This window comes from Ochrobactrum sp. AP1BH01-1 (assembly GCF_018066705.1).
In the GTDB taxonomy this organism is placed as follows: Bacteria; Pseudomonadota; Alphaproteobacteria; order Rhizobiales; family Rhizobiaceae; genus Brucella.
In genome coordinates this window covers 876,488-900,839 of the sequence record NZ_JAGPOU010000002.1, presented here as the reverse complement: position 1 = coordinate 900,839, position 24,352 = coordinate 876,488, and the positions used below count along the sequence as shown (strand labels likewise).

Below are 24,352 nucleotides of genomic sequence, written 5' to 3'. Positions count from 1 at the left end.
GCAGTCCGTCTAATCTGGAGATGTGCTTATATAGTTAAATATTGGATGACAAGACGTATTGCATTGCCCGCAAGGGTTGCGATGGTGAGCGTCTCACAGAGGGCGGCGGGAATGCCTCGGTGCCGAGATTTTCCCGGCATGAGTGGCGATCGCCATTTCGAAGCTGTCGGCGATGCGGCGTGCCCGGTCGATGAAGATGATCGCGGCTTCCGGTGGAAAGATTTCGCGTGCGGTCTGTTCGAAAAGTTCCAGCCAGCGGTCGAAATGCTCGGCCTTGAGGGCCAATTTCAGGTGGGGCGGCATCGGTCGTCCCTCATATCCGCCGGTCTTGAGAATGACGGACGACCAGAAAGCCGCGATCTGCGCGATGTGGTGGTCCCAATCGTGCACAGCCTCGGCAAAGATCGGGCCGATGGCGGCATCCTCACGCGCGCGTCCGTAGAAAGTGGCTACCAGTCTTTCTATTGAAGCCGGATCGATGGACGGATGTGGCTGATTGATGAGAATGGTCATGATCGCTTTGTGATGTCTTATGCCGGAAAGCGGGCTCAGGGACGGATATAGTGGCTGCACCTGCCGCAATCCAGCGAAGTGTTGCCGCATGAGTATCAACTTGCCGTTGGCTAAGCCTTTGCAACGGCTTGGAGCACGGGCCTGATCGTCAGTGGAGAGGCTTAAATCACTCTCAAACGCCCGCTTCGGAATCGGTATTTACTGCCAAACCCAGTGGCGGAACTGCCAAAACCGTACATCCTGCTACACCGATAGCCGGACAAGCCATGTGGTTGGGCACACAATTCGGGACAGGGAGAGCAATGGTAGCGGAGGTCCGTCGCAATAACGTTAGCCGCAGCGAAATTATTGATTTGATTGCTTTTTCGCCGACGTCTGGAAGGCACGGCTGGAAGATTTTCCCACCAAATTATAGGCATACGCCCGCAAGATTTACAGAAGGCCGCGTTTAGCGGCCTTTTTCATGCGCCTGCGCTGAAATTCTCGGCTGGTCTGAAATCGACGTTCGCGTTGGTTTCGACTTTGCCGACCTGACCACAGAATTTTTTGACAACGCGGCGATTTACCCCGCAAAGCAAGGCCGCTTGATGGCGGTCGGGGAGTTCCGGGGCGAGACGGTTATAGCAACGATTTTCGTCCTACTTGGAACTGAGGCGCTCTCGGTAATTTCGATGCGCCGCACCAGCCGGAAGGAAAGGAAGTTATATGACGAACAATAAGCGAAAGGCGATCCGACCGCTGACAGATGCGGAGGAAGCGAAAATTCAGCAGGAAATTGCCGCCAACCCCGATGCGCCGGAATTGACGGACAAACAGGCCGCGCAGCGCATGACGTTCGCAGAGGCGGTTCGGCGCACGCGAGGCCCCGGCAAGAAAGCCCCGAAAAAGCGGTCGCGCTCCGGCTCGCCCCCGACGTCGTAGAAGCCTTGAGGCAGACGTGAAAGCGGCGATGGAAGGCGCGGAAGCGCTGGCGGCTCGGAATACCGAGCTTGCAGCTAAAGCCAAGGCGAAGGCCCCAAAATCCGGCCCGGCTGTCGATATCGAAGCGATCAAGGCGAAAGCAGTGCGGAGGTCGAAGAGCGTTCAAGCCCACTTGTTATTGCAACATGCTTTGAGCATGTTCTCGGTATGGGCAAATACATCTACGACATTCGCGACTGCGATGTGACCGACAGAGTTTCTGTGCAAACGTTCCGTCAAAAGCGGGAACAATGGAGTACATGGCTTGACGATGATCCAGATCACGCCATCTGGAACGTCATCCATACTCTTGTCTGGAGAGACACAAATTTTGCAGCCATTAGTAAACTGGCTCTCGAAAATCCGACAGGGCCACTGCATACCACGCTTATCGGAGAAACACTCGTCAGTGGACATGTCACGATGCAGGTCATGGCACTCCGACGCCTTATTGATCGTCGTAGGGACGTTATTTCCCTGCCTCGATTGATTACTGACCTCAAAGCTAATTGGCAGTTATTGACCCGCGAGAATTTCGTTTGTTTCGACGGGTTGCCCTATGACTATGAAGCAGCGGCACGGGAGTTTTGGGAGGATAAGAAGCCGGAAGGCGCTATATGGGTGGATACGACCGGCCCCTTGGCGTACGGAACATCGGAGAGATTGCATCGCCACTTTGATCGCCTTGCTGGTATTTCTCCGACCGACCGTAAAAGGCACGATGTTCTTCCGAAAACGCTGATTGCAACGGTTGAACGTTGGTTGCTCAATAGCCGCGCAATGGATGTAGCGGAATGGAGCCACGTACATGTAGCGCATGCAGCAAACGCGCAAAACCGTGAAGCGATTGCCCATGTGCAAGTAACAAATAACACTATTTCGGCTGCTATCCGGGAAATTGCTCGTGTTGCCGAAGCGATATCCGGTGAAATTCTATACATAGGAGGGCGATTAGGCGCATTAATGCCGATTGCGCAGTACGATATCTTTGATCGTTTGGAACGCCCCATTGCTTCAACGCCAATTCGCAAAGTGGCGGAAGAAGCATGGGATGCAAAGACACAGGAATGGGACGAAGCCGTCCGCGATGTGGCAGACGATCTTTTAAAATAAGCGGTCTAGAAGACGTGAAAAATCTGCTTCGTTTTATCGGTAGCGGCACGATTATTACTCCGGCGGGCCAGCCGCCGGAGACGTATGGTGTTGGTTAAGCCAGCCCGCGAATTTTATCGAGCTTGGCTTCCGCATTCCGCTGACGCGCAACCTGAGCCAGTTCGGAAGGAACAACCCGACGACCAACCGGCCAAAACGAAATGCCAGCAAGTTTGAACGATTGAAGGCCGAACGGGATGCCGATAATCGTCAGGCAGTTGAAAATCCCCGCCACCAGATAGGTCAAGAATAGCACGATCCCAAACGTGCAGGCCCAAATGATGTTGGCGATAAACCCAATCGTACCTGTTGCCGCCGTTGTTGCAGATAGCTTTTTGGCGTCTAGTTCACGTACATGCACGACGTCTTTTCCAAATGGAAAAGCCGACATTTTGGCCATTTCAATAGCCGCGCGGGAAATCGGCAAGCCAATTATACTGATCGCAAACAGAACTGCGCCAATCAGCCAAAGGAACGCGATAAAAGCTCCCCCAAAAACAAACCATATAACATTGCCAGCAAAACGCATTTCATACCCCCTAATTTTGCAGTGAGTGACGTTCACTCCGCAAGCTGAGCTTTAGCGTATCCGCGTTTTGGTAGTCCAGTTGTGGCGCGATCAAATTCACATCTATTGCGTGCGATATTCTTAACGTCAAAGGGCTGCTTGTAGACGCCATTTCCCAAGCGATATTGCCGCGCCTTCTTTTGCTGCAATTTGAGCCGTTAACGAACCGTATTTCTCGCCAACAATTTCAACCCAATTTCGGAGTGTCGGCGGCAAGCTTTTTGGAGAACTATCAGCATCTTTTGAGTTATGTTATTGAAAGACGTTTTAAACTGTGTTTATAGCGCCATTTTATTGCTGGCTTTCGAAGTAATATATTGGAGATTATTTATACATTAACTTGAAACTCAATATAGTTTCATTGGTTGTTCGGTCATTTTTATTGACTTTAATCGGCTTGTTGCTATCTTAATGCGCAAGGCCGACCAGCGCCCCTGTTTGATGGACTTAGAAACAATCAAGTTGATCGTCAGGGAATGCACATGCCTACGTCCGAGCCTAATTTCCTTACCGCACGCGAAGTTTGCACGATGCCGGACGCTCTGCGCCTTCATGGGGGTGCGGAATGACCGTCCGTCTTATCCCTGCCACTCACCGCAGGCGTGAAGAACTGGATAAGCAAGCGGTGCGGCTCTTCGCGCAGGTGAAGCCGTACACCTATGCTTCTGTTCGTGGGTATCTGCTAGCGGAAGGGTTAGGCATGGGCGCGGATCATACCGAAGCCAACCGTTATGCTGATGAGGCCATGGCTTATATCCGCCGCCGCATCGAACAGATCGCGGCTATTACGATCTATGATCCCGATGCACGCATTAACTTCTGGAACCATTTTCACGAAGCCACGGGAGCGAACCGTTGAAAACGTTCATGGATCACATGGACGATGAAATCGTTCGTGACGATAAACAGAAAGCGCCATCGCCAAAAGGCGGTGACGCTAATGTGCGATTGATGCTCTTCATGCGAGCTTTCAAGGCCGGTCTGGTTTGCAGCGAGAAAGACCAGAAAGGCGCTATCGAAATCCTCGCTAATGCTTGCATCTACATTTCACGCTGCCGTAACGGCGTCAACGCTCGCGATAAGTTTGAAGCTCTTTGCAAGCGCTATTTCCCCGACGCCGACCGGGAATTGACCGACCATACCTATAATGAATGGCTGGAAGAGCGCGGTCTAATGACGGTCGAAGAAACCGGCGAACGCCTCAATATTACGCCAGAACAGCGCGAAGAACATCAACTTTGGCTTCTCGGCGCTCGCGGTGAAACGCAGGAACAGCGTTACGCCCGCCGCGCGGAGCGCGCGGCGGCGCGTGAAGTAGCGCGCAAGGCTCGGAAGAAGGTCACCGTTACAAGTATCGCCAAGGAACTCGGCGTAACGCGCATGACTGTCCATCGGTGGATAAAGACCGGAAAGCTAAAGGTCGAAAACGGTGAGACTGCCCCCGGTTACACTCTTGTTTCCGTATATAATAAGGAGGAAGCGAAAAGTGTAACATCGGGTAGTCTCAATCAGTCTCAGCCTTGGATCGTCCTCGGCATTAGCCGCGCTACCTATTTCCGCAAGAAGCGCGCCGAAGGCGGACGGCTTCAAAGCCGTCCCGCCGATAATATCGCGCAGATTGATAAGACCGTCGCTACCGCGATAGAGCCGAACGTTCTTCGGCCTGATTTCAATCTCTCTGTAATCCGGTCCATTGTCATCATTGATGGCGTTGCAACCATCGTTGCTTCGCAGCAGCTTGCCGTTAGCTCTTCGCAGTCGGCTCCAACCGACATTCTGGCGAGGTCTTGCGGATGACTTTCCAGCGCCACTTCGCCCGCCATTACACGGCCCCCTGCAAAACGATCTTTTGCGGCCCCCGGAAGGGCGCGGGCAACACGGCCCCGGTTTTCGAGCGTATTTCCGATTTTGCAATCGCCGTTTTGTTTTGGAATGAGCCTAGAAAGCGGTCAGCCAATGAACTCTAATACTGACGCCGATAGGCGCGCCGAAATCAAAGCCCTAATTGATGCGATTGTCGTGGAACTAGCTCAACCGGAACCGGGCGAATATGTTCACGCAAACGGTGACCGCAGCTACAAGACCGTAGAGGCGATTGCACATCATGAAGCCGCGCACGCAATTGCTGTTGTTGCTTTCGGCTACAGGCTGATCAGCGCCAACATAGCGGACGGTAAGCCCGAAGTCTGGTTTCAGGCAGACATTCCTTTCGGCGATATGTCCGTCATCTATCTCGTTGGCGAGCTTGCCGAGGGGGTTCCTAGTCGGCGCTTCTACCGCAAGTCGGATGCCGTGTTAGTGCCGCATCTGCGTGCAGCTTGGGGCTGTGAACCGGGGGAAAACGATCTGGTTCAGTTCTTCGTGTCGGCGCGGCGCGAGCATTCCAAATGTCAGCCTAACATTCACTTCGACACTGACACCTCTATCGCCGCTTACCGGCAAGCCGAAGAAGCGGCGCTCGCATTCCTCGAAATTCCACAACATCGCATGGCGATCCGGGCTGTAGCGGACGCGCTCTTAGAGCGCGGTACGCTTACCGGCAACGAAGTGCGAGCAATCGCCAGCCGATACATCGATCTCCCCAACATCGAAAAGGAAACCTGCAATGGACTTGCAGCGTAAAGAAAACACTATGGATACAGCTTACCGGCGCGCAGCCGAACTGCGCGCCACCAGCTTTAACGAGGCCGACAACACTGTAGAAGTCATTTGGACGACAGGTGCACGGGTTCGCCGTTATAGCTGGAACGACGGTCCCTTTGACGAAGAGCTTGAGGTAACGCCGCAGGCAATTCGCCTTGACCGCCTGAATGCTGGTGCGCCGTTCCTTGATACACACGACGGGTCCGACCTCAGCAAAGTTATTGGCTCTGTTGTACCCGGATCAGCCCGCGTCGCGAACGGGATCGGAACGGCTCGCATCTTGCTTTCCGCAACTCCCGGTGATGCCGATACGATCCAGAAAATCCGCGACGGCATTATCCGCAACGTGTCTGTCGGCTACCGCATCCATCGGGTCATCAAGGAGGAAACCGAAACTGACGTAGCGCTGCACCGCGTAGTCGATTGGGAGCCGATGGAAATTTCCGCCGTTCCGATCCCTGCCGATGCCGGAGCGCAAATCCGCTCCGCCGATACGGTGGCAGGTGCTGGCGCTGCTGACCAACTTGAGGCCATCATCGCCAAACGACAAGGCCACTCTGGCGGAGATACAAGCCGCGCGCAGCAACGCGCGGCGGCAATCGAGAATGCCTTATTGTTCCGTGATGATCCTGAACGAAATCCGCTGACTGTTCGTGGGGCACAGGATTTTGTCGGTATGTCCTTGGTTGAGGTCGCCCGCGAGTGCCTTGAAGCCAATGGGGTCAGCGCTAGCGGCATGTCGCGGCAAGAAATCGCCGAGGCGGCGATGCAGGTTCGTAGTAGCGGAATGCAGACCGTCGATGCCTTCCCGACTATCTTGGCGAACGTTCTGAACAAGTCGCTTCGCTCCGGTTACGAAGCCGCTCCGCAGACCTTCCGTCCGCTCACCAAGGTCAGCTATGTTCCCGATTTCAAAGAAGTAGCCCGCGTGCAGCTTAGTGAGGCACCGACGCTTGAGCCAGTCGGTGAACACGGCCAGTTTAAGCACGGTGACATGGGCGAAGCTTCCGAGCGCTTTCATGTCGAGACTTTCGGTAAAATCGTATCGCTGACCCGGCAGACCATTATCAACGACGATATCGGGGCTTTCACTCGCATTCCCCATGCAATGGGCGTTCAGGCTGCACAACTTGAAAGTGATGTGGTTTGGGCGCAGATCATCGGTAATCCTACGATGGGCGACGGGCTTCCCCTGTTCCATTCCAAGCATAAAAATCTTCTCGCAACGGACTGGATCAGCAAATCCAGCTTTTCGGAAGCTTTCCTTCGGATGGGATTGCAGACGGGAACGGATGAAGCCACTTTCCTGAATTTCGCGCCTGTCTTCCTTATTGTGCCGAAGGCATTGCAGACGGATGCGGAAACCTTTCTTGAGCCATTCTATCCGGCAGGCCAACAAGACGCGGTTCCACCATCATTCCGCAACATCACGGTCATTTCCGAGGCACGACTTGATCAGGGTATCGAGCGCTTTGGTATCGCTGGAAGCGAAAAGGCTTTTTACTTCTCAGCCTCGCCATCTGCCGTCGATCTGGTCGAAGTTGCATATCTCGACAGCCAGCAAGGCGTTTTCACCGAAACTCGCACGGGCTTCGAAGTTGACGGCATAGAAATCAAATGCCGCCTCGACATTGGTGCGAAAGCCATCGACTGGCGAGGCTTCTCCAAAAATTCAGGACGTTAATCAATGGCCGCGCCTATGAGCGCGGCCTTCAAATTCATGAGGTCAAGAATGCTTGATACCATCAAAAAAATCATCAAAGGCGGCGACGCTCAGACGTCGGAAACCTTGAAAGCCGTACTTGTCAAAATCGACCTAGCTAAGTTGCAGTCCGATCTTGACGCTGCACGTAGCGAAAGGGCGCGCCTTCTTCTTGAGGGAACGGACGCCGATATTCAAACCGCCGAACAGAAAATCGACGCGGCCCGGATCGCTCTTGATCGCGGGCGAGCGGCTTCGGAAGAAATCACAGCCCGCATTGGCAAGGCGGAACAGATTGAAGCCGAAGAGGCGTTTCAAGCCGAACGCACAGCCGTCGAAAAAAAGGCAGATGACGCAGCCAAAAATCTCGCAAAGGTGTACCCGGAAGCCTCGAAAGTCATCATCCAAGCTCTTGAGTTGCTCATGCAAGCACAGGCAGAAGTTGACAACTTCAACAGCCGTTGCATCGCGCGTGAGCGTACCGATGATCGTATTGAGGACGTCGAAAACCGTGCCTGGGGCGAAACGGACTGGCGGCGGTATCCGCAATACGGCGTGATTGCCAACACCAGCCTTCGTCCTACGCCGACGACGCCCGGCTTCGGTTCGGGTCGCCAGCAACATAATCGTTAGCATAAGGCCGCGCCATTCGCGCGGCCCCTTTTATAGGGGGCCAACATGGCCAATCTTACATCTTCACTTCTCGTTCGGCTTGTCGATGGCATTTCCAAGCCAGCGGCAAAAGCGGCGACCGCCATGCGCGGTATTGGGAAGGCTGCGACCGACATAAACGGTATGCAGTCCCGATTAAATTCGGCGATAGACCGCAATAACAAAGCGCTCGACAACGCGCGCGGTCGAATGGTCGATGCTGTCGCAGCGTTCTATACGCTCAAGTCGGCACTGTCCGCGCCGTTAGACGCGGCAATGAACCTAGAAACGCAGCTTGAGGATATCGGCCAGAAGGCCAATATCCCGCAAGAGCGTCTTGGCGCTCTTGGCAAGCAGCTTCGCCAAGTTGCCCGCGAAACCAATCAGGCAACGTCGAAGATGGCGCAGGGTATGGATACCCTTGTAGGCTTCGGCGCAAATGAAAATGATGCGCTCGGATTGCTCAACCCAATCGGTAAGGCCGCCACCGCTTATCGGGCCGAAGTAGATGATCTTGCCAATGCGGGTTATGCCGCTTTGTCAAATCTTAAAGTCCCTGCAACGGACTTCGGCAAGGCGCTCGACGCCATGGCGCAGGCCGGTAAGGAAGGCGCTTTCGAACTTCGCGACATGGCGCAGTATTTCCCGTCGCTCGGCGCTGCTTATCAGGGCTTGAAGCAAAAGGGCGTTCCTGCCGTCGCTGACCTTTCGGCAGCTTTGCAGATCGTGCGCAAGGGCGCAGGTGATAGCGAAGAAGCTGCAACCAATCTTGGCAACGTCCTTCAAAAGATCAACGCTCCGCAGACGCGCAAAGCTTTTAAGAAGATGGGCGTTGACCTTGAGAAGTCGCTGACAGAGGCAACAGCAAAAGGCATGACGCCTATTGAAGCCATTGCCGAAATCACCAACCGGACGCTTAAAGGCGACCTCGGCAAGCTCGGCGATCTTTTCCAAGATAGCGAGGTTCAAAAGGGGCTTCGTCCTCTTATCCAGAATATCGCGGAATACCGCCGCATCCGTGCCGAAGCGATGAAGGCGCAAGGCGTCGTTGAAGAAGATTATCAGCGCCGCCTCAAGACGTCTCGCGGCTTCGCGGATCGTCTGCGGGCGACCATTGAAAACCTCAATGCTTCGCTTGGTGTCGCTCTTCTGCCAGCCTTCAACGATATCGCCGACAAGGTTTCCGAAGTGGCGAACAAGCTCGCTGCCTTTGCCGAAGCCAATCCGAAGCTGACGCGCTCCATTGTAATGGTGACGTCATCGCTGATCGGTATGCGCATCGCTCTCACGGGCCTGCAATTTCTTGGCTTGATGGGAAAAGGCGGCGCGCTATCTGTGGCATCCTTTGCCATCGGCAGTATCGGGAAGGCGAGTAGCCTTACGGGAAGCATCTTGTCGGGCACGCTCGGCAAGGCGATTACAAAGGTTTCCGGCCACTTCGGTACGCTTGCCGTCCGTTCGAAGCTCGCTACGGCTGCAACTGGCAAAGCGCCGGGCGTATTTGCCCGACTTGCTGACGCTGGTATCGTTACCGGTCGCGGCCTTCTTAGGATGCTCAATCCGCTCAATCTCTTGCGCGGTGGCTTCTCAATTCTTCGCGGTGCAGCAGTAGTCCTTCGTGGCGCTCTAATGTTTACCGGCGTCGGCGCTGTCCTTGCCGGGATCGCGGCGGCGGGCACGCTGATCTATAACAATTGGGAAGGCTTGAAATCCTTCTTCGTTGGTGTCGGCGAAGGCTTCATGAAGGCTCTTGAGCCGGTAAAGCCGATCATTGAACCCATCGCGAAGTTTTCGACGGATATCTTCAATTCGATTAGCAATCTCCTTGGGCTGTTGGGCGCGACAAACGCCGAATGGAAGTCATGGGGCGAAACGGTCGGTGGCGTCGTAGGCGGCGCTGTTTCAACCATCATCGACAAGATCAGCACGCTTGTAGGCTGGTTGCGTCAAGGCGTTGAAGCGGCAGGAAAGCTTATGTCTGCCTTGTCCGGGCCTATCGGTCCTAGCGGCCTGCCTACGTCCGTTACGGGCGGTTCCGATGGTTCGCGCGGCGTCAATACGCCTTCCTACATGGGCGGCGCGGTCGTACCGGACGGCCATCGTGCAAAGGGCGGGCCAATCTCCGCCGGAAGCTCGTATCTTGTCGGCGAGGAAGGCGCGGAAATCATTACGCCTAGCCGGAATGGCTACGTCCATCCGAACGGCCAAGCTCCGTCCGGCGGACGCGGCGGGCATTCGGCGGGGGCTTCCGGTGGATCGCGCTTCCAGTTTGGCGACATTCATATCCATGGCGTCAAAGACATTAAGAACGTCGGACGGGAGCTTAACTATGCAATCGAAGCACAGCTTCGCGGCATTCATGGCGATTGGGACTAGAAATGTCGATTATCGATGACTTGAAAGCGTTGCAGCCGCCCATATACCGTCATGCGCTTGATGAATTTCAGAAAGCCATGGACGCCGGGTTAACTTCGGAAGCCGAAATCCAGCGGGAAACGGGGTTCATGGATCGCGTTGCTAGTCGCGCGGCTTACTATTTTTACGAATTTGTCTCGCGCGATCCTGCTGACTTCAAAAGCGGCGCTGCTCACGGTTTCTCCTATGCATGGTGCATGGCCGAACGTGAAACGCTTCGGCGAGCCGTAGCAGCGATTTCGAAACCAGACGCGAAGGGGCATGAAGTCGAAATCCTGCAAGCGCTGCTGGAAGATGGTCGCGCAGACGATGCGGTCAAGCAAGCCGCGCAACCCGTCACGGCTACCAGCAATGTCGTCACGTTTCCTAGGAAACGGGTCACAGACAAATAAACGGGAGGCCCGCTTTATGCGGGCTTTTTTCCTATTCGTTTCATCCGGTCAATGCTTTCGGCAAGATCGGGGAATACTTCACGGAAAGGCCGGAAGGCTTTCAATTCTTCCTCTGTCCGGGGGCGTTCAATTTCAGGATCAGGGCCGATTATCTCGCCGGTCGCCTTATCAAACCACCAGCCTTCATCGTCCTGATATACAGTGCCGGTGGCGATCAGCGCCTTCATTTCCCTGTCGTATTGCTCCCAACGGCGCTGCATTTCGGCGTCGTCTTCCGGGGTATCGCCAAGGTCTTTTGTTTCAAACGAGGGCCACTTTGTCATTTTTGCGCCCTTTCAATTTTGCTTTGTCGCCTGAAGCGTAGGTGCGTCCCATTTCGAAATGCTGGTAGTTTAACGCCTCAAGCGGCATAGCCGCCATCGTTATTCTGCCCCCATCTTCATAGCCCACTCGGAATGCCTGTTCATATCGATCAGGACCTACAAGCCAAAGGAACGGCGGCCTGCGCTTGCGCAAAGCCGCAACCTTCTTGAAGGCATTCTTGGACGCATTCTTTTCATCGTGCAATTCATGCGGGTTCCACGCAAAATGCTTCATATATTCGGCCAAAACATCAATTTCTTTCCGCGACTTCTTCACTTCGCAGGCGATGTATTCGTCCATGCTGTCGGGGTTCGTTGTCACAATCACATCAAAAGCCCAATCCCCTGCGGACTGCGTTCCGATATGTTCTCGCGGCCAGCCAAAGTCGAAATGAAGGCGAGCCAGAACGCCGAGCGTGATTACTGGCTCAATCCATAATGTGAATGTCCGTGGCGAAGCTTTTTTGCTGCCACACCAGAAAAATTGTTCGGATGCACCGCTACGGGCTGCGCGATATTTCCCTGCTCCGATGTGGGTTACAAGCTGGCCGTTCCACGCTCGGATAAAATCAGCCATGTCGGTTTCTGACAGCCGCACGGATCGCGGATCAAAGCCGCTTGGCTGAAATCCGCCACCGTTTCCGGTGCAGAAATGCGGGATGAGCGCTTCGGTAAGAAGGTTCTGAAAAGAAAGTGAGGTGTCCGTTTTCAAATCGGCTTACTTTCGAAGTACGCGGCTTTCCCTGTCGCTCAGCCATTTCTTTCCATCTTTTTCGCTAGTCCACGGGTTGCCGAATTCCCGTTGATCGGGAATAGGCTCGCCAGCCTTAATAGCGGTGCGCACAGCACGGCGCTCGCGCCGATGCTCAGCTTCTTTAAAGGGCTTGTCGCTATCGGCGGTGGTTATGCCCGTGATAGGCGTCTTCTTTCTGGAACGGCTCATCGTCATTATCCCTAAGCTGTTGCGAAGCTAACGGGTTGCGATGAAGGCATCAAGCGCGCGTTCGCGGCAGTTTGTCAGCGGAATATAACATGCCCTTTGGCATCAGTTTCCGGTGAATATCCCTGGTTTCTGTATTGCAACACGACGCAAGGGGAGGTTGAAATAACCTGTACGCGGAAGTCAAGGGAGGGCAAAGTGGCGGGGTATAAAGAAAAAGCGCTTATTTTATGTAAAACTTATCCATCACCAAGTAGCAAGTATGTCGAATTATCTTGTGTTGCGGCAGCGCTCGAAAGTGGCGAGCTAATACGTTTATTTCCTGTTCCGTTTCGCTTGCTGAAGGACGACGCCAAATTTGCAAAGTGGCAGTGGGTTGAAGCTCGAATTGAACATTCAAAAGATGGTCGCCCGGAAAGTCACTATATTAAAATCGACACGATAGAGGTGAGAGATAAAATAGGCACTGAGAACTTCTGGCAAAAGAGACGGGATATATTAAGCAAGCTCCCAACCTTTGCCTCACCGGAAGAATTGGAAGCCAAAAGGTTGAAAACCAATCACAGTCTTGGCTTAATAAAACCAGAGAAAATAATAGACCTCTTGATTAAGCCATGCTCGGCTGAATGGGGAAAAGAAAATATTGAAAAACTTATGCAGGCGGAAAAGCAAGCGTCATTCTTTGAAGAAGAAAGACATATTCCTAGCAATATTCTTGAAAAGATACCGTTCGATTTTTATTACACATATAAATGCTCGGAAAGTGATAGAATTTATAAATCTAAAATAATTGACTGGGAGGCTGGTGCTTCTTATTTAAAATTCAAAAAATTGTATGGCGACATTTGGATTGAGAAATTCAAGCAAAAATATCTATACGAATTTCAAGAAAAAGACATTTACTTTATTATGGGAAATCACAACAGATTTAGGCACCAATGGATGATAATAAGCCTAATTTATCCTCCAAATACGCAGCCAAAACCGCAGACTATGGATTTGTTTGCTTAATTATTCAGCGGCGACTAGGCAGTAAGTAGGTAAGAAAGCGAGGTTTCTTTCATATTTCGCAGGGTCGTCGCCGTATAGGTCGAATGACGAAACACCGTAATCGACAAGCTTTTCAGCAATGATCGTGCGGTGACAAGTTTTAGGATCGCGCTCAAAGCACAACATACAGGTTATTTTTTTTGAAGCTGTCAACGAAAGCTCGGCAACTTTCTCCTTGGCTGCATCAGTTTCAATGTGATTTGTATAGATTTTGCGGAATTCATCAAATCGACCCGCACGGGCAGCATCTCTGCCCGGTTTGGGGTCCCCTAATCCCTGATAAGAATGATACTCAATACCCGCTTGCTCTAGACGTTCTCTAAGTACGTTTTTCGAGAAGCCCTTCTTGCGAGAAAGCGGTAATGCTCTAACGTCAGCAAGCACTTGTACGCCTACGACCTGAAGGGTTCGCACAAATTTTTCGATATCTGTGCCTTCATATCCGATGGTGTAAATTGTGCTCATGGTAGGTATCCTTTTCTGTGAAAACACCACAGTATGGTTAACATACCCTTATACAGTCCGGGGAAAACAACAATCCGTTAACTTTTTTTGCTCTGCTATCCGTGACAACTGAGGCGATAGCGCCACACTGTGAACGACGCTTTTTTAATCAGCTAATAATGAACGGACTAACTTGTTGTAATAGTGCGTCATCCGAAATGAGCGAGAAAATTCAAAATCCAGCCGGCTTTTACGGCGTACACAAAATTCTTTGATGCGCGAGTTACGATCCCTGCGAAATAGGCCGTTGGATTGGGTCGGCTTGCATGTACGATGAATACTGAGCCACCGCTAAGCCCGTCCGGTTCAAACGACATATTTTCCAATGGACGCAGCGTGATAACTGCTTGGTCATTTGAAGGGCGGTCGAGTTGAACAATCACCTTTGCCTTCACGGTGCCAATGTGGCTGGCGTCCATGTCGTAATTCTGAAGCTCAGTTGGAAAGCCGCTTACCTGTGCAAATGCGAACTCGTCGTAAGGCGCGTCTGGGGGGACTACTCCAACGTTATAAAATCTTGACTGCAATTGTGGTAGTGATTTGCATGGTTCCGTGAAATCGAACGCGCAAAGATCGTGAAAATCACCATCATTAATCTCAATAAAATGCTTAGCCCCGCCTGAAGTAATTACATTTCCATCAGGGCATAGAATTCCTATCTTGGAAAGTTCTAGTCCGTTGATTTGGTGGCGAGTGCATACGACAAAATATTTATCGTGCCAATGTAGGCAAGTTGCAGAGCCGATTAGACTAATGGAGTAAGTTTCGTGGCCGGTTAGCACGACCAGATTAGTAGAGAATGCTGCTAATGCACTATCCAAAGCGCTGATAGGTACAAGAACGCCATTAACTTTAGTGCTATAATGAAACAAGCGGTCTTTAATATTCTTCATATTTATCTACGTAAGCGCTTCGCTGAGTGGTCCGTTCAGGAAAGGGAGAACCGGGTGTTCGCCAGCTTCTTCTTATCCTAGTGGCCCGCCAGCGGGAGATTAATTCGTTTGGTTTCGCCGTCTGAATAAGTGATAGCGACGTAAGATTGCGGACGGAATTCCAGTGTAGCGAGTACCTTGCCCGCTTTCTGCAATGCGTCTTCGACATTGTCTGCATGGAACCGACAGGCAAAATAGCCGCCCCCGATTTCATGACCGTCGAGACTTGCTGTATCTGCCATTGCCTCTTCCAAGGCATCTTCTAGAGGATAAAGATCGAACGTTTCACCGGATGCGCCAAAGGCATCATCTGAAAGCTTTATATTGACGACAATAGTGCCGGGGACTGGCTGTGCGGTGCCCTCGTTGGCAAACACAGATGCGCCCAAGAGAGAAGCAATAAATACAACGATAGATCGAAACATTTCGAAACCTTGCTTATACGATAATCTTATCTGAGCGGGTTATATTGAAGATTGCTACCATGATCCGCCTTCTGCTTTGCCAGTAAGGAGGTCTACGGAGAACGGATATAATTTATCGTCCCTTGGATCAAAAGCTTCGCCTTTAAGCTTATTGCCTTCTATTGATATAATCTCAATTCCATCCCATGAGATGCGGCCACTTTTCCAAAGTATTCCGTCCTTAGTGTGAGCGCTGATTTCTAAGTCATCTGCGATGATCATAGCTTCAAGAGGCTTGTGATACCCCATCCAAGCGATAGGGCCGGGTAACATCTCAACTAAAGTTTGAGATAACACATTGATTTTATAAGCATTCCCGTCAGCAAGAACAAAAACCGCAGTTTCTCCTAATTCAGGATAAACGCCTGTTGCCATGGCCCAAGTACGATATCCGCGGTCAAAATTTCCAGTCCAAGTCTTGCCGTTTGAAGTCGTGAACTCGAAAACGATACCTTCGCGAAAACTGCCGGGTTTAGGAAAACACACGGCGAGGTCACCATATGCCGGTAATCCCGAAAGTCGCTTGAATGAAAACATTTCAAAAATCCTCTACTGCGGGCTTGACTTTTTGAAGAAAAATTAGAGTACGCTGCCCGATTTTTTCATTTTAGCGGAGTGTAGGTATGCTGAATGATGAGCTTCGTGAAGCGTTAATTGAAATTGCAAAACAAGGTCTACGGCGGCGTAAATCATCGGGTAAAAACCCACTTTACCACAAGCCCTCCAATGCAGGCGCGGCTTGGACGCATCTTTATGGTTCATGCCGGGCCTTGGCCGAATGGGCTTCTACGGAAAATCTGGACCTTTCAATTCAAGGGCGCAGTGAGCGCACCGACGATCAGTCAGCAAATCTTGCTGCTGTGAGGGCGTGCGTTGACGCGCTGAATATCTTTTTGGCGAAGGTGGACGCTCGCCCAAAGTAATGGGAACAAAAGCGGCGTGTATTTACGCTGTAATCGCCAAGATCGATGCAATCCATGATCGCATTGCCACAAGGACTTAGCCATGTCTGAGAAAAGCATTCGTTCGAAGATGCATAAACTGGTCAATGACGTTACATTAATCATTGCCCGCGATTATGTTTATGCCCTTGATTTCCATGGCAAACCACCGGAGCGTTAAGCATCGCATCGGAAGATGCGATGCGGGTTAGAAGCCGCAAGATCACAGGGCGCTGACTGCGCTGCGCCGATTTCGATTGGGCGGCAACTTATGGTCGGGCGTAACGTGGGGCTTTCGAGCCGTCGTGTCCTGTGCACGGTCTTCTAACCCGTTAAGCCCGACCGCCAGTTTAGAAGCTGCCGGTCGGTTCTCAAACACAGGGAGCCGAACCATGATAAACATTCGTCCAGCCAATTCCACGTCTGATACTGCCGCCTGCCTATGGGATAGGTACGAGGCGATCTATGACGAGCTTGAAGTGCTTACCAATCCCGCGTTGGCTACAGACAGGGCAATAACCGACAACCTGGCGGATCAAGCTAATTGTGTCCTTGTTGCGCTGTCTTACGCACAGCCACGATCACATAGTGGAGCAGCGGCGGTGCTGCGCGCCGCGAAAATCCTAGCTGAAAATGCTGCTGATTACGCCGACCCTGCCGAAGCTGCTGAATGTGGCGCGGCTCATGAGCGCTGCATGAAGACGGCAATAGCTTTTGTCGAGAGGCAGGTAGCTTGAATAAAAAAGCCGCTGCGGAACAATTAAGACCGCAGCGGCACCCCTGAAATGTGGAGACAAGCACGGCGCAAATTTGCGCATCCGCAGGACTTACCCTTTTATCTCATAATCGGGGTCGGGATTGGCTTGGAAACGCCTCAAAATATCATGATTTCAATGGATTATGAATACAAAAACTGATGCGTGTTTCGCTGTTAACGCAGGATTTGACCCGGTAATATTTTGTCTCCTGCTATGGTTGATGGATGGGATTTGAATATGAGTATTCGCCGCGCAGCCCTTTATGCTCGTTTCAGTACAGAATTGCAGTCTGATCGCTCCGTTGACGATCAAATCGCCCTTTGCAGGAATTTTGCAGAGCGAGGGGGTTTTGAGGTCGTGCGAACGTATGATGACCGCGCCAAGTCTGGCGCGTCTATGATCGAACGCGATGGCCTCCTGCGGCTTCTCGCGGACGCAAAGAGCAATCAGTTTGACGTTGTAATTGTCGAAGCGCTTGATCGCGTATCGCGCGATCAGGAAGACATGGCCGCAATCTATAAGCGGCTCAAGTTTCTTGGCATTGATATTATCGCGGTCCATGACGGCAAGGCCGACACCATTCAAATCGGTATCCGTGGTCTGATCGGCGCGATTTATCTTGAAGACCTAAAGCATAAGGTCCGGCGCGGTATGTCTGGCCGCGTTCGCGACGGCTTGTCAGCAGGCGGCAAAGCTTACGGCTATAAGCCGGTTCTCGGCAAGCCGGGCGAACTTGTCATTGACGAGGATGAAGCCGCTGTCGTTCGCCGCATATTCAGGGAATATGCGTTGGGTAGGACACCTCGGCAGATAGCGATTGATTTGAACCGCGACGGTATTGTCCCGCCGCGAGGCGCGGTTTGGAACGCTTCGACGCTTAACGGCTCGAAAGCGCGCCAGAATGGCATGTTGCGCAATCCCATCTATTACGGCGTACTGATTTGGAACCGGGTAACAATGGTCCGCGATCCTGAGACGGGCAAGCGCGTAAGCCGGAACAATCCCGAAAGCGAGTGGCAGCGCAAAGACGTGCCAGCGTTGCGGATCGTAGACGAGGAAACGGCGGCGAAGGTGCAAGCCCGTATAGAAGAGCGCACGTTTAATATGTCGCCGGAGCGTGCGCCGAAGCGTCCGCGAATGCTGTCCGGCATTCTCAAATGCGGAAAGTGCGGCGGCGGCATGACGCTTGACGGCTACAACCGGGGCCGAATGCGTGTCCGATGTGTTCGTACGCGCGAGACGGGCGCTTGCGATCATAAGCGCAAATATCACCTTGAGGACATTGAGGCCGGTACGGTCGAAATGCTGCGCCAGCAATTTTCAAAGCCTGAATTGCTTCAAGCCTATCTAGACGCCTTTCTTCAAGATCGGCGGCAGAAAGCCGCCGAAATTAATAACACGCGTTCTATCTTGGAAAAGCGACTAGCGCGTCTTGAAAGCGAGTTGGAGCGCGCGATTGACCTCTGCATCAAGGGCGTCTTGTCGGAAGACAAGTTGATGGAGCGCAAGAAAGAAATCGATCCAGAGATTGTTCGCATCAAGGCTGATTTGTCGATGCAGCCGCCGCCGCCAAAGATCGATGTTCATCCTGCGACGATTGCAGCCTTGCGCGGGGATATGGAAGAGCTTGGGCGTATTTTGACAAAAGGGCCAGTGGAAATAACCGAAGCCGTTGTCCAGACGCTACGCAGCGTTGTGGATAGCGTCGTCGTTTATCCAACCGAACCGCGTACAGCGCCGGTAGTTCAGGTGCGTGGAAAACTCGCGCGACTGCTTGGAGAAGACATAGAAAACGGCTTTCTTCCGAAAGCGGCTAACAAAATGGTAGCGGAGGAGGGATTCGAACCCCCGACACAAGGATTATGATTCCTCTGCTCTAACCTACTGAGCTACTCCGCCACGCGTCGCTTTACAGAGACAATCTCATGATCACCGTTTCCAGTGAGGCAAATCGTTGTTCCTGCAAGGAATGGCGGCGGTATATGTGCGGAATGAAAAGCTGTCAAGCACTCTTCGCATAGCTTTCGTCTTGTTTTCTATCATTTGCACCGATAAGGAACTTGGCATCAGCAAAGGCATGGTTTTATGGCACCTCGTATTGCGGTTTTGGGTTGCGGCTATTGGGGCGGCAATCACATTCGTACCCTGAAGAGCCTCGGTGCCCTTCAGGCAGTCTCAGACGCAAGGGCAGAACAGGCGGAACGCTTCGCGGTCGAGTTCAATGTTCCCAGCGTTCCCGTCGATGAATTATTCACACGTTCGGATATCGATGGCATCGTCCTGGCATTGCCGGCACAGTTTCATTCACAATATGCCATCCAGGCCGTGAAGAACGGCAAGGATGTTCTGGTCGAAAAGCCGATCGCGCTCGACATTCCGGCTGCCGAAGCCGAAGTGGAAGCCGCCCGCGAAAACAGTCGCGTATTCATGGTTGGTCACGTGCTGCGCTTCCACCCGGCTTTCGAGAAGCTTCTCGATATGGTGAAAAGCGGTGAGCTCGGCGATATTCGCTATGTGCATTCACATCGCGTCGGGTTCGGTAAGTTCCACAACACGTTCGATGCGCTGTGGGATCTTGCGCCGCACGATCTTTCGATGATCCTGGCCATCACCGGTGAAGAACCCAGCGCGGTTCGCGGAGAGGGCGTGGCGACGCTGGATCATCTCACCGACATTGCCCATCTTCATCTCGATTTTCCGAATGGTATTCGCGGCCATCTGTTTGCATCGCGCCTGAATGCCTATCGCGAGCGTCGCCTGACCGTCACCGGCACAAAACGCATGGCCGTGTTCGATGACGGCGAACCGTGGGATCGCAAGCTTGCACTCTATAGTCATGAAGTCTGGCGGGAGGACGACCATTGGTCTTTCAAATCCGTCGAGCCTGTCTATATCCCGATTGAGGAAGGCATGCCGCTGACGCGCGAATTGCAGCATTTCATGCATTGCATCGAAACGCGCGAAACGCCGCGCACTGATGGCAAGGAAGCGATCAGCGTGCTGCGTATTCTCACGGAAGGCACCGTCAGGCACCCGCGATAAACGGATGCCGGGTAGCCCGTACCAACTGCGTCAAGCGGTGTTACAGGAATCGCAAAACTTTGAACGCTCTGGCCGTAGCGGGGCAGGGCGCAAGCGAATAAACAGGTTGCCGAGGATTCGCATATCGACTTGTGCGGGCCAGATATATTGGAGCCAACATGCAGTTTATTGATCTTGGAGCGCAGCGCGCGCGTATCGAAGACCGTCTCAATGCCGCCATTTCCAAGGTTGTTGCGGAAGGCCGTTATATTCTTGGACCGGAAGTGGCCGAATTCGAAAAGAAGCTTGGCGAGTATCTCGGCGTAGAACATGTCATTGCCTGCGCCAATGGCACCGATGCCTTGCAGATGCCCCTGATGGCACGCGGCATCGGACCCGGCGATGCGGTGTTCGTCCCGTCCTTCACTTTTGCGGCTACAGCGGAAGTCGTCGCGCTTGTGGGTGCCGAGCCGGTATTCATCGACGTCGATGCGCAAAACTACAATCTGAATGTCGAGCAGCTCGAAGCTGCCATCGCCGCCATCCGCAAGGAAGGCCGCCTGCAGCCGAAGGCGATCATCCCGGTCGATCTGTTCGGCCTGGCTGCCGACTATAACCGCATCAGCGCCATCGCGGATCGCGAAGGCCTGTTCGTCATCGAAGATGCAGCGCAGTCGATCGGCGGCAAGCGTGACAACGTCATGTGCGGCGCTTTCGGCCATGTCGGTGCGACGAGCTTCTATCCGGCCAAGCCGCTCGGCTGCTATGGCGACGGCGGCGCGATGTTCACCAACGATGCAGAACTGGCGGACACGCTGCGTTCGGTATTGTTCCACGGCAAGGGCGAAACCCAGTACGACAATGTCCGTATCGGCCTCAATTCGCGTCTCGACACGATCCAGGCCGCTGTTCTTCTGGAAAAGCTTGCAATCCTCGAAGACGAAATGGAAGCACGCGACCGCATCGCCAAGCGCTACAACGAAGCGCTTAAAGATGTCGTGAAGGTTCCGGCACTTCCGGCTGGCAATCGCTCGGCTTGGGCCCAGTATTCCATCGAGAGCGAAAACCGCGACGGCTTGAAGGCACATCTTCAGGCGGAAGGCGTTCCTTCGGTCATTTATTACGTGAAGCCGCTGCACCAGCAGACCGCATACAAGCACTATCCGGTTGCACCGGGCGGCCTTCCTGTTTCGGAAAGCCTGCCGAACCGTATTCTGAGCCTGCCGATGCACCCTTATCTGTCGGAAGCCGATCACGACAAGATCATCGGCGCCATCCGCGGATTCCACGGCAAGAAGGCTTGATCTTTTGCTATCCGTCTGACGAAAGACCCGGCGAGAGCCGGGTTTTTTTGTTTGTCAGGCCTGCAAGTTCAATTGCCAGGAAACACCGTATTTGTCCTTGATCCAGGCGAAAAGCTTGCTGAATCCATAATTGTCGAGCGGCATCAGCGTCTCGCCGCCTTGCGAAAGCTTTTCAAAAACGTCGGTCAGACTTTCCTCATCGTGAAAATCGACGAACAGCGATACGGATGGATTGAAATCAAACTGGTGCGGAATGGGACTGTCGATCACGATCAGCCGGTGTTCTGCAAAGGTCACGCGGGCAATCTGCACCTTGCCCGGACTGCCGCTCGCTTCGTCATAGATTTTGATCGACTCGATCGCGAAGTCGGGAAAGATCGAACGATATGTTTCCAGAGCCGCGCCTGCACTGCCCTGAAACATGAGATGGGTGCAAACCTGTGTCATTCGGAAAGCCTAACATGGTCCTGCCAGTCCCGGCAATCAGGCTGTTACAGGTTCTTTTTCGTAATCCGCTCCATAGTACGCTTGTCGACGCGCGCTGCGACAAAACGGGCGATGGCCGGGCCTGCCAGAAGCACGATGAAGAAACGGCTCGTCTGCATTGCGATGATGAAGGGCAGGTCGACATTGCTTGATGCGGCGATGATCGCAACCGTGTCTGCGCCGCCGGGGCTGGTGGCAAGGTAGGCGGTCAGCGGGTCGAGCCCGAGCAGGTGTCCGAGCGCCATGCCGAACAGTCCGCAGACGGCAATGAGGAGAAGCGTGGACACCAGCACAGCCGGAAAAGCCCGTGCGGCATGAACGATGATGGCGCGAGAGAAGCCGAGGCCGATGCGCCATCCAATGAGCAGATAGCTGACCGCGAGCAGCCACGGCGGCAGGTCAATGGTGATGAAACCCGTATCCTGAAGCAGCGTGCCCAACAGGAGCGGCACGAGCATGGCGCCAGTAGGGATACGGAGAATTTCCCCGAGGAACGCACCGCCGACGATCAGAAGCAGTGTGGGGCCGAGAGTGGACCAATCGACGGGTGGAAACCAGACGATTTCGGCAGGCGCAACGGTTTCCACACCTGCGCTGAGGCGCAAGACGAGCGAAGCAGCAGTAGCAACCAGCACCACGCGCAGATATTGCATGAAGGCGACGAGACGGGCATCTGCGCCATGAGATTCCGCCATCAGCGTCATGGCTGTGGCCGCACCCGGAGAAGACCCCCATACGGCGGTTGTTCCCGGCAAGATGCGAAAACGCGCGAGCAGATAGCCAATGAAGGTGCTGGTAAACAGCACATAGCCGACAGACAACAGGATGACGGGCAGGTGTTGCCCCATGCTGGTGAAAAACTCCGCCGTGATCGAACGGGCGATGAGGCTGCCAACGACGCCCTGCGCGCCCAATGACAGCCAGCGGTGGACCCGCAACGTGCTTTCGCCCGCAGCCATCAGGATTGCGCCGATCATCGCGCCCAGAAGCATGGCGGCCGGCAATTGCAGCTTTTCACCTGCAAAGATCAGAATAGCAGAAAATATGACCAGCAGGCCCCACTGGGCTGGTCTCGGCAAGGTCCTGACGCTGAATTTTTGGGAGGCCGAATTCGGCTCCGAGGGGGAGGATTTCTGCATTATGTCTTTTCACTACATCCGGCCCGGGAGCGATGCAAACCAAGATTTGCACGGTTTTGGCCAAATCTCCGCGCTTCTTCCAGCTAACCGCCCCTGTTTTTTGCAATTGTCGCATTTGATCGGAAGAAACGGATGGTTCATTCGCTTCTCCATCGGCAGTTTGAGAGACGGCGCGTGAAGCATGGGCGGCCCTGTCCATGCGGCGTTCACGCCGATTGCCGGTCAACGGAGAAGAAGGGCGATGAAATTAAAATATCTTCCAATGCCGAGCGACGAGGTGCGTGCATTGCAAGCCGGTGGCATGGATGCTTATGGCTGTGTGCCGGAGCGAACGATTTCCGATGGAGACGGCAATCCCTGTCGCCATTGCCTTGACTTCGTACCGAAGGGGGCGGGCATGCTCATTTTGGCTTATCGCCCCTTTCCCGATATCCAGCCCTATGCTGAAACCGGGCCGGTCTTTTTGTGTGCCGACCCCTGCGAGGCCTGGGCTGGAGAAGGCGTTCCGCCCATTTTGAAGTCGAGCAAGGATTATCTGCTGAAAGGCTATACCGAAAACTACCGCATCAAATATGGAACAGGGAAAGTCGTCGAGCGCGATGATCTGGCAGATTATGCCGCCGACCTGCTCGGCCGCCCGGAGATCGGTTTCGTCGACGTCCGATCTGCCCGCAACAACTGTTTCCAGTTGCGGATCAAGCGCGCAAGCTGAATTGGACGAAGGACCGGTTTGATCAGCAGAACACGAAAACACCGCCAGCGGGGCGGTGTTTTTCATCGTTGGGCAAGGTTGAGAAACGGATCGTCAATCAACCGATCATGGCGCGGCGCTGGTTGCCCGAACGCTCGATCACTTCCCTCGGCGCCTTGCCGCCGTCGCGTTCTTCGAGCGCTTCGGCTTTCGTCAACTCGGTTTCCGCTGCCGACAGTTCGGCTTCGGCCGCTTCCTTCTGGGACATCAGGTCGCGAATCGATACGAAGAGATTGTCGCGCCGCTGGCGTGCCGCCTTGGCGAAGGTCGGATAAGCGAAATGATTGATGTCAGTGATGCCAGCTTTTTTCTCTTCCGATAGAATCTGAGCGTCGAGTTCTCCGGCCATCCGTTCGAACTCGCCGATCATCAGGTCGAGCTGGCCCAGTTGACGGCGTTTTTCCTTCACCTGGAACAGTTTCAGCCTGACTAGGCTTTCACGTGGCTTCATACGCAATACTCCTTGAACACCAACCAGCTTTCATGTGTTGGGGCGTTCCCCCCGACTTTATTAACAGGTGTAAACAGGCAAAACGCGCCCGGCTCACCCCCGAATCTCCTTGCGAATTCAGTCCCCTGAAGGGGAACTCATCGCAACCGTTCTTCTGAAACGGCTCCATAAGCGAAACAAAAAGTTAAGAATTCGCTCGTTTGGTAACCATTCCTTTACCGGCGAAGTTAATCATACGCGTTAGGACTTAAGG

General features: G+C 53.4%; 29 protein-coding genes and 1 tRNA gene. 17 read left to right on the top strand and 13 right to left on the bottom strand.

The features are described 5' to 3' along the window. Window positions 1–93: 93 nt before the first annotated feature. Window positions 94–513: a group III truncated hemoglobin gene (locus J9800_RS09755; RefSeq protein ID WP_114216260.1), complete on the bottom strand. Its 420-nt coding sequence runs from the start codon at window positions 511–513 to the stop codon at window positions 94–96. Window positions 514–992: 479 nt separating this feature from the next. Here J9800_RS09755 and J9800_RS22080 point away from each other — a divergent pair, with 479 nt between their 5' ends. The 3 genes from J9800_RS22080 (at window position 993) to J9800_RS09745 (ending at window position 2,586) form a co-directional block, all read left to right on the top strand. Beyond that, on the top strand, window positions 993–1,232 hold the full coding sequence (locus tag J9800_RS22080) for a BrnT family toxin (RefSeq protein WP_114216261.1): 240 nt from the start codon (window positions 993–995) through the stop codon (window positions 1,230–1,232). Then, a complete protein-coding gene (locus J9800_RS09750) occupies window positions 1,219–1,434 on the top strand; it encodes a hypothetical protein (protein WP_286167593.1) in 216 nt (71 codons plus the stop codon). Before J9800_RS22080 ends, J9800_RS09750 begins: the two co-directional genes overlap by 14 nt. A gap of 207 nt (window positions 1,435–1,641) precedes the next feature. After that, window positions 1,642–2,586: a hypothetical protein gene (locus tag J9800_RS09745; protein WP_162792666.1), complete on the top strand. Its 945-nt coding sequence runs from the start codon at window positions 1,642–1,644 to the stop codon at window positions 2,584–2,586. 94 nt (window positions 2,587–2,680) lie between these two features. On the opposite strand, the gene J9800_RS09740 is transcribed toward J9800_RS09745, so the two are convergent. Further along, complete coding sequence (locus tag J9800_RS09740; protein ID WP_114216264.1) at window positions 2,681–3,154, bottom strand: YccF domain-containing protein; 474 nt, start codon at window positions 3,152–3,154, stop codon at window positions 2,681–2,683. A gap of 604 nt (window positions 3,155–3,758) precedes the next feature. On the opposite strand from J9800_RS09740, the gene J9800_RS09735 reads away from it, so the two are divergent. From J9800_RS09735 to J9800_RS09705, 7 genes are all read left to right on the top strand, one after another. Then, window positions 3,759–4,052 carry a hypothetical protein gene (locus J9800_RS09735; RefSeq protein ID WP_162792667.1) on the top strand — a complete coding sequence of 98 codons (294 nt, stop codon included), beginning with the start codon at window positions 3,759–3,761 and terminating at the stop codon, window positions 4,050–4,052. After that, window positions 4,049–4,990, top strand: a complete 942-nt coding sequence (locus J9800_RS09730) for a helix-turn-helix domain-containing protein (RefSeq protein WP_162792668.1) — start codon at window positions 4,049–4,051, stop codon at window positions 4,988–4,990. Before J9800_RS09735 ends, J9800_RS09730 begins: the two co-directional genes overlap by 4 nt. 159 nt (window positions 4,991–5,149) lie before the next feature. Continuing rightward, the gene (locus J9800_RS09725; protein WP_114216266.1) at window positions 5,150–5,815 is read left to right on the top strand and encodes a hypothetical protein; all 666 of its coding nucleotides are present in this window, start codon (window positions 5,150–5,152) and stop codon (window positions 5,813–5,815) included. A gap of 10 nt (window positions 5,816–5,825) precedes the next feature. Continuing rightward, a complete protein-coding gene (locus J9800_RS09720; protein ID WP_114216385.1) occupies window positions 5,826–7,520 on the top strand; it encodes a phage major capsid protein in 1,695 nt (564 codons plus the stop codon). Between the two features lie 48 nt (window positions 7,521–7,568). Next, on the top strand, window positions 7,569–8,171 hold the full coding sequence (locus J9800_RS09715) for a hypothetical protein (RefSeq protein ID WP_114216267.1): 603 nt from the start codon (window positions 7,569–7,571) through the stop codon (window positions 8,169–8,171). A gap of 45 nt (window positions 8,172–8,216) precedes the next feature. Continuing rightward, window positions 8,217–10,565: a phage tail tape measure protein gene (locus J9800_RS09710; RefSeq protein ID WP_210845699.1), complete on the top strand. Its 2,349-nt coding sequence runs from the start codon at window positions 8,217–8,219 to the stop codon at window positions 10,563–10,565. A gap of 2 nt (window positions 10,566–10,567) precedes the next feature. Continuing rightward, window positions 10,568–10,996 carry a hypothetical protein gene (locus J9800_RS09705; RefSeq protein ID WP_114216269.1) on the top strand — a complete coding sequence of 143 codons (429 nt, stop codon included), beginning with the start codon at window positions 10,568–10,570 and terminating at the stop codon, window positions 10,994–10,996. A 14-nt stretch (window positions 10,997–11,010) separates the two neighbouring features. Here J9800_RS09705 and J9800_RS09700 read toward each other — a convergent pair whose 3' ends face one another. From J9800_RS09700 to J9800_RS09690, 3 genes are all read right to left on the bottom strand, one after another. Next, on the bottom strand, window positions 11,011–11,223 hold the full coding sequence (locus J9800_RS09700) for a hypothetical protein (protein ID WP_205315953.1): 213 nt from the start codon (window positions 11,221–11,223) through the stop codon (window positions 11,011–11,013). A gap of 73 nt (window positions 11,224–11,296) precedes the next feature. Next, a complete protein-coding gene (locus J9800_RS09695) occupies window positions 11,297–12,070 on the bottom strand; it encodes a hypothetical protein (protein WP_114216270.1) in 774 nt (257 codons plus the stop codon). A gap of 6 nt (window positions 12,071–12,076) precedes the next feature. After that, entirely contained in the window at window positions 12,077–12,301 is a 225-nt protein-coding gene (locus J9800_RS09690) for a hypothetical protein (protein ID WP_171058759.1), read from the bottom strand. Window positions 12,302–12,496: 195 nt separating this feature from the next. Here J9800_RS09690 and J9800_RS09685 point away from each other — a divergent pair, with 195 nt between their 5' ends. Then, complete coding sequence (locus tag J9800_RS09685; RefSeq protein ID WP_138785373.1) at window positions 12,497–13,309, top strand: DUF8757 domain-containing protein; 813 nt, start codon at window positions 12,497–12,499, stop codon at window positions 13,307–13,309. On the opposite strand, the gene J9800_RS09680 is transcribed toward J9800_RS09685, so the two are convergent. The 4 genes from J9800_RS09680 to J9800_RS09665 all read right to left on the bottom strand — a co-directional run bounded on the left by J9800_RS09680 (window position 13,310) and on the right by J9800_RS09665 (window position 15,785). Beyond that, the gene (locus J9800_RS09680; RefSeq protein WP_114216272.1) at window positions 13,310–13,813 is read right to left on the bottom strand and encodes a DUF488 domain-containing protein; all 504 of its coding nucleotides are present in this window, start codon (window positions 13,811–13,813) and stop codon (window positions 13,310–13,312) included. It lies immediately after the preceding gene. Between the two features lie 188 nt (window positions 13,814–14,001). Beyond that, the gene (locus tag J9800_RS09675) at window positions 14,002–14,745 is read right to left on the bottom strand and encodes a hypothetical protein (protein ID WP_114216273.1); all 744 of its coding nucleotides are present in this window, start codon (window positions 14,743–14,745) and stop codon (window positions 14,002–14,004) included. Window positions 14,746–14,822: 77 nt separating this feature from the next. Further along, window positions 14,823–15,209 (bottom strand): hypothetical protein, encoded by a 387-nt coding sequence (locus tag J9800_RS09670; RefSeq protein ID WP_162792670.1) that lies wholly within the window; start codon window positions 15,207–15,209, stop codon window positions 14,823–14,825. Between the two features lie 54 nt (window positions 15,210–15,263). Further along, window positions 15,264–15,785 (bottom strand): hypothetical protein, encoded by a 522-nt coding sequence (locus J9800_RS09665; protein WP_162792671.1) that lies wholly within the window; start codon window positions 15,783–15,785, stop codon window positions 15,264–15,266. Between the two features lie 86 nt (window positions 15,786–15,871). Here J9800_RS09665 and J9800_RS09660 point away from each other — a divergent pair, with 86 nt between their 5' ends. The 3 genes from J9800_RS09660 to J9800_RS22185 all read left to right on the top strand — a co-directional run bounded on the left by J9800_RS09660 (window position 15,872) and on the right by J9800_RS22185 (window position 18,813). Next, window positions 15,872–16,171: a hypothetical protein gene (locus tag J9800_RS09660; protein ID WP_114216276.1), complete on the top strand. Its 300-nt coding sequence runs from the start codon at window positions 15,872–15,874 to the stop codon at window positions 16,169–16,171. A 410-nt stretch (window positions 16,172–16,581) separates the two neighbouring features. Then, window positions 16,582–16,926 (top strand): hypothetical protein, encoded by a 345-nt coding sequence (locus tag J9800_RS09655; RefSeq protein WP_114216277.1) that lies wholly within the window; start codon window positions 16,582–16,584, stop codon window positions 16,924–16,926. A 234-nt stretch (window positions 16,927–17,160) separates the two neighbouring features. Continuing rightward, window positions 17,161–18,813 (top strand): recombinase family protein, encoded by a 1,653-nt coding sequence (locus J9800_RS22185; protein WP_353618731.1) that lies wholly within the window; start codon window positions 17,161–17,163, stop codon window positions 18,811–18,813. Here the strand turns inward: J9800_RS22185 and J9800_RS09635 are convergent. Beyond that, window positions 18,770–18,846: transfer RNA gene (locus J9800_RS09635), tRNA-Met, on the bottom strand. The two genes, J9800_RS22185 and J9800_RS09635, sit on opposite strands and share 44 nt — an antisense overlap. Window positions 18,847–19,032: 186 nt before the next feature. Here J9800_RS09635 and J9800_RS09630 point away from each other — a divergent pair. Continuing rightward, window positions 19,033–19,989 carry a Gfo/Idh/MocA family protein gene (locus tag J9800_RS09630; protein WP_114216279.1) on the top strand — a complete coding sequence of 319 codons (957 nt, stop codon included), beginning with the start codon at window positions 19,033–19,035 and terminating at the stop codon, window positions 19,987–19,989. 158 nt (window positions 19,990–20,147) lie between these two features. Next, the gene (locus J9800_RS09625) at window positions 20,148–21,272 is read left to right on the top strand and encodes a DegT/DnrJ/EryC1/StrS family aminotransferase (RefSeq protein WP_112585656.1); all 1,125 of its coding nucleotides are present in this window, start codon (window positions 20,148–20,150) and stop codon (window positions 21,270–21,272) included. Between the two features lie 54 nt (window positions 21,273–21,326). On the opposite strand, the gene J9800_RS09620 is transcribed toward J9800_RS09625, so the two are convergent. Both J9800_RS09620 and J9800_RS09615 read right to left on the bottom strand, forming a co-directional pair. Beyond that, the gene (locus J9800_RS09620; RefSeq protein WP_112585658.1) at window positions 21,327–21,719 is read right to left on the bottom strand and encodes a VOC family protein; all 393 of its coding nucleotides are present in this window, start codon (window positions 21,717–21,719) and stop codon (window positions 21,327–21,329) included. A 44-nt stretch (window positions 21,720–21,763) separates the two neighbouring features. After that, on the bottom strand, window positions 21,764–22,897 hold the full coding sequence (locus J9800_RS09615; RefSeq protein WP_114216280.1) for an AbrB family transcriptional regulator: 1,134 nt from the start codon (window positions 22,895–22,897) through the stop codon (window positions 21,764–21,766). Window positions 22,898–23,138: 241 nt separating this feature from the next. Here J9800_RS09615 and J9800_RS09610 point away from each other — a divergent pair, with 241 nt between their 5' ends. Further along, on the top strand, window positions 23,139–23,609 hold the full coding sequence (locus tag J9800_RS09610) for a DUF1203 domain-containing protein (protein ID WP_114216281.1): 471 nt from the start codon (window positions 23,139–23,141) through the stop codon (window positions 23,607–23,609). A gap of 97 nt (window positions 23,610–23,706) precedes the next feature. Here the strand turns inward: J9800_RS09610 and J9800_RS09605 are convergent, their stop codons facing one another. Next, window positions 23,707–24,099, bottom strand: coding sequence for a flagellar export protein FliJ (locus J9800_RS09605; protein ID WP_112585663.1), 393 nt, complete (start codon window positions 24,097–24,099; stop codon window positions 23,707–23,709). Window positions 24,100–24,352 lie beyond the last annotated feature (253 nt).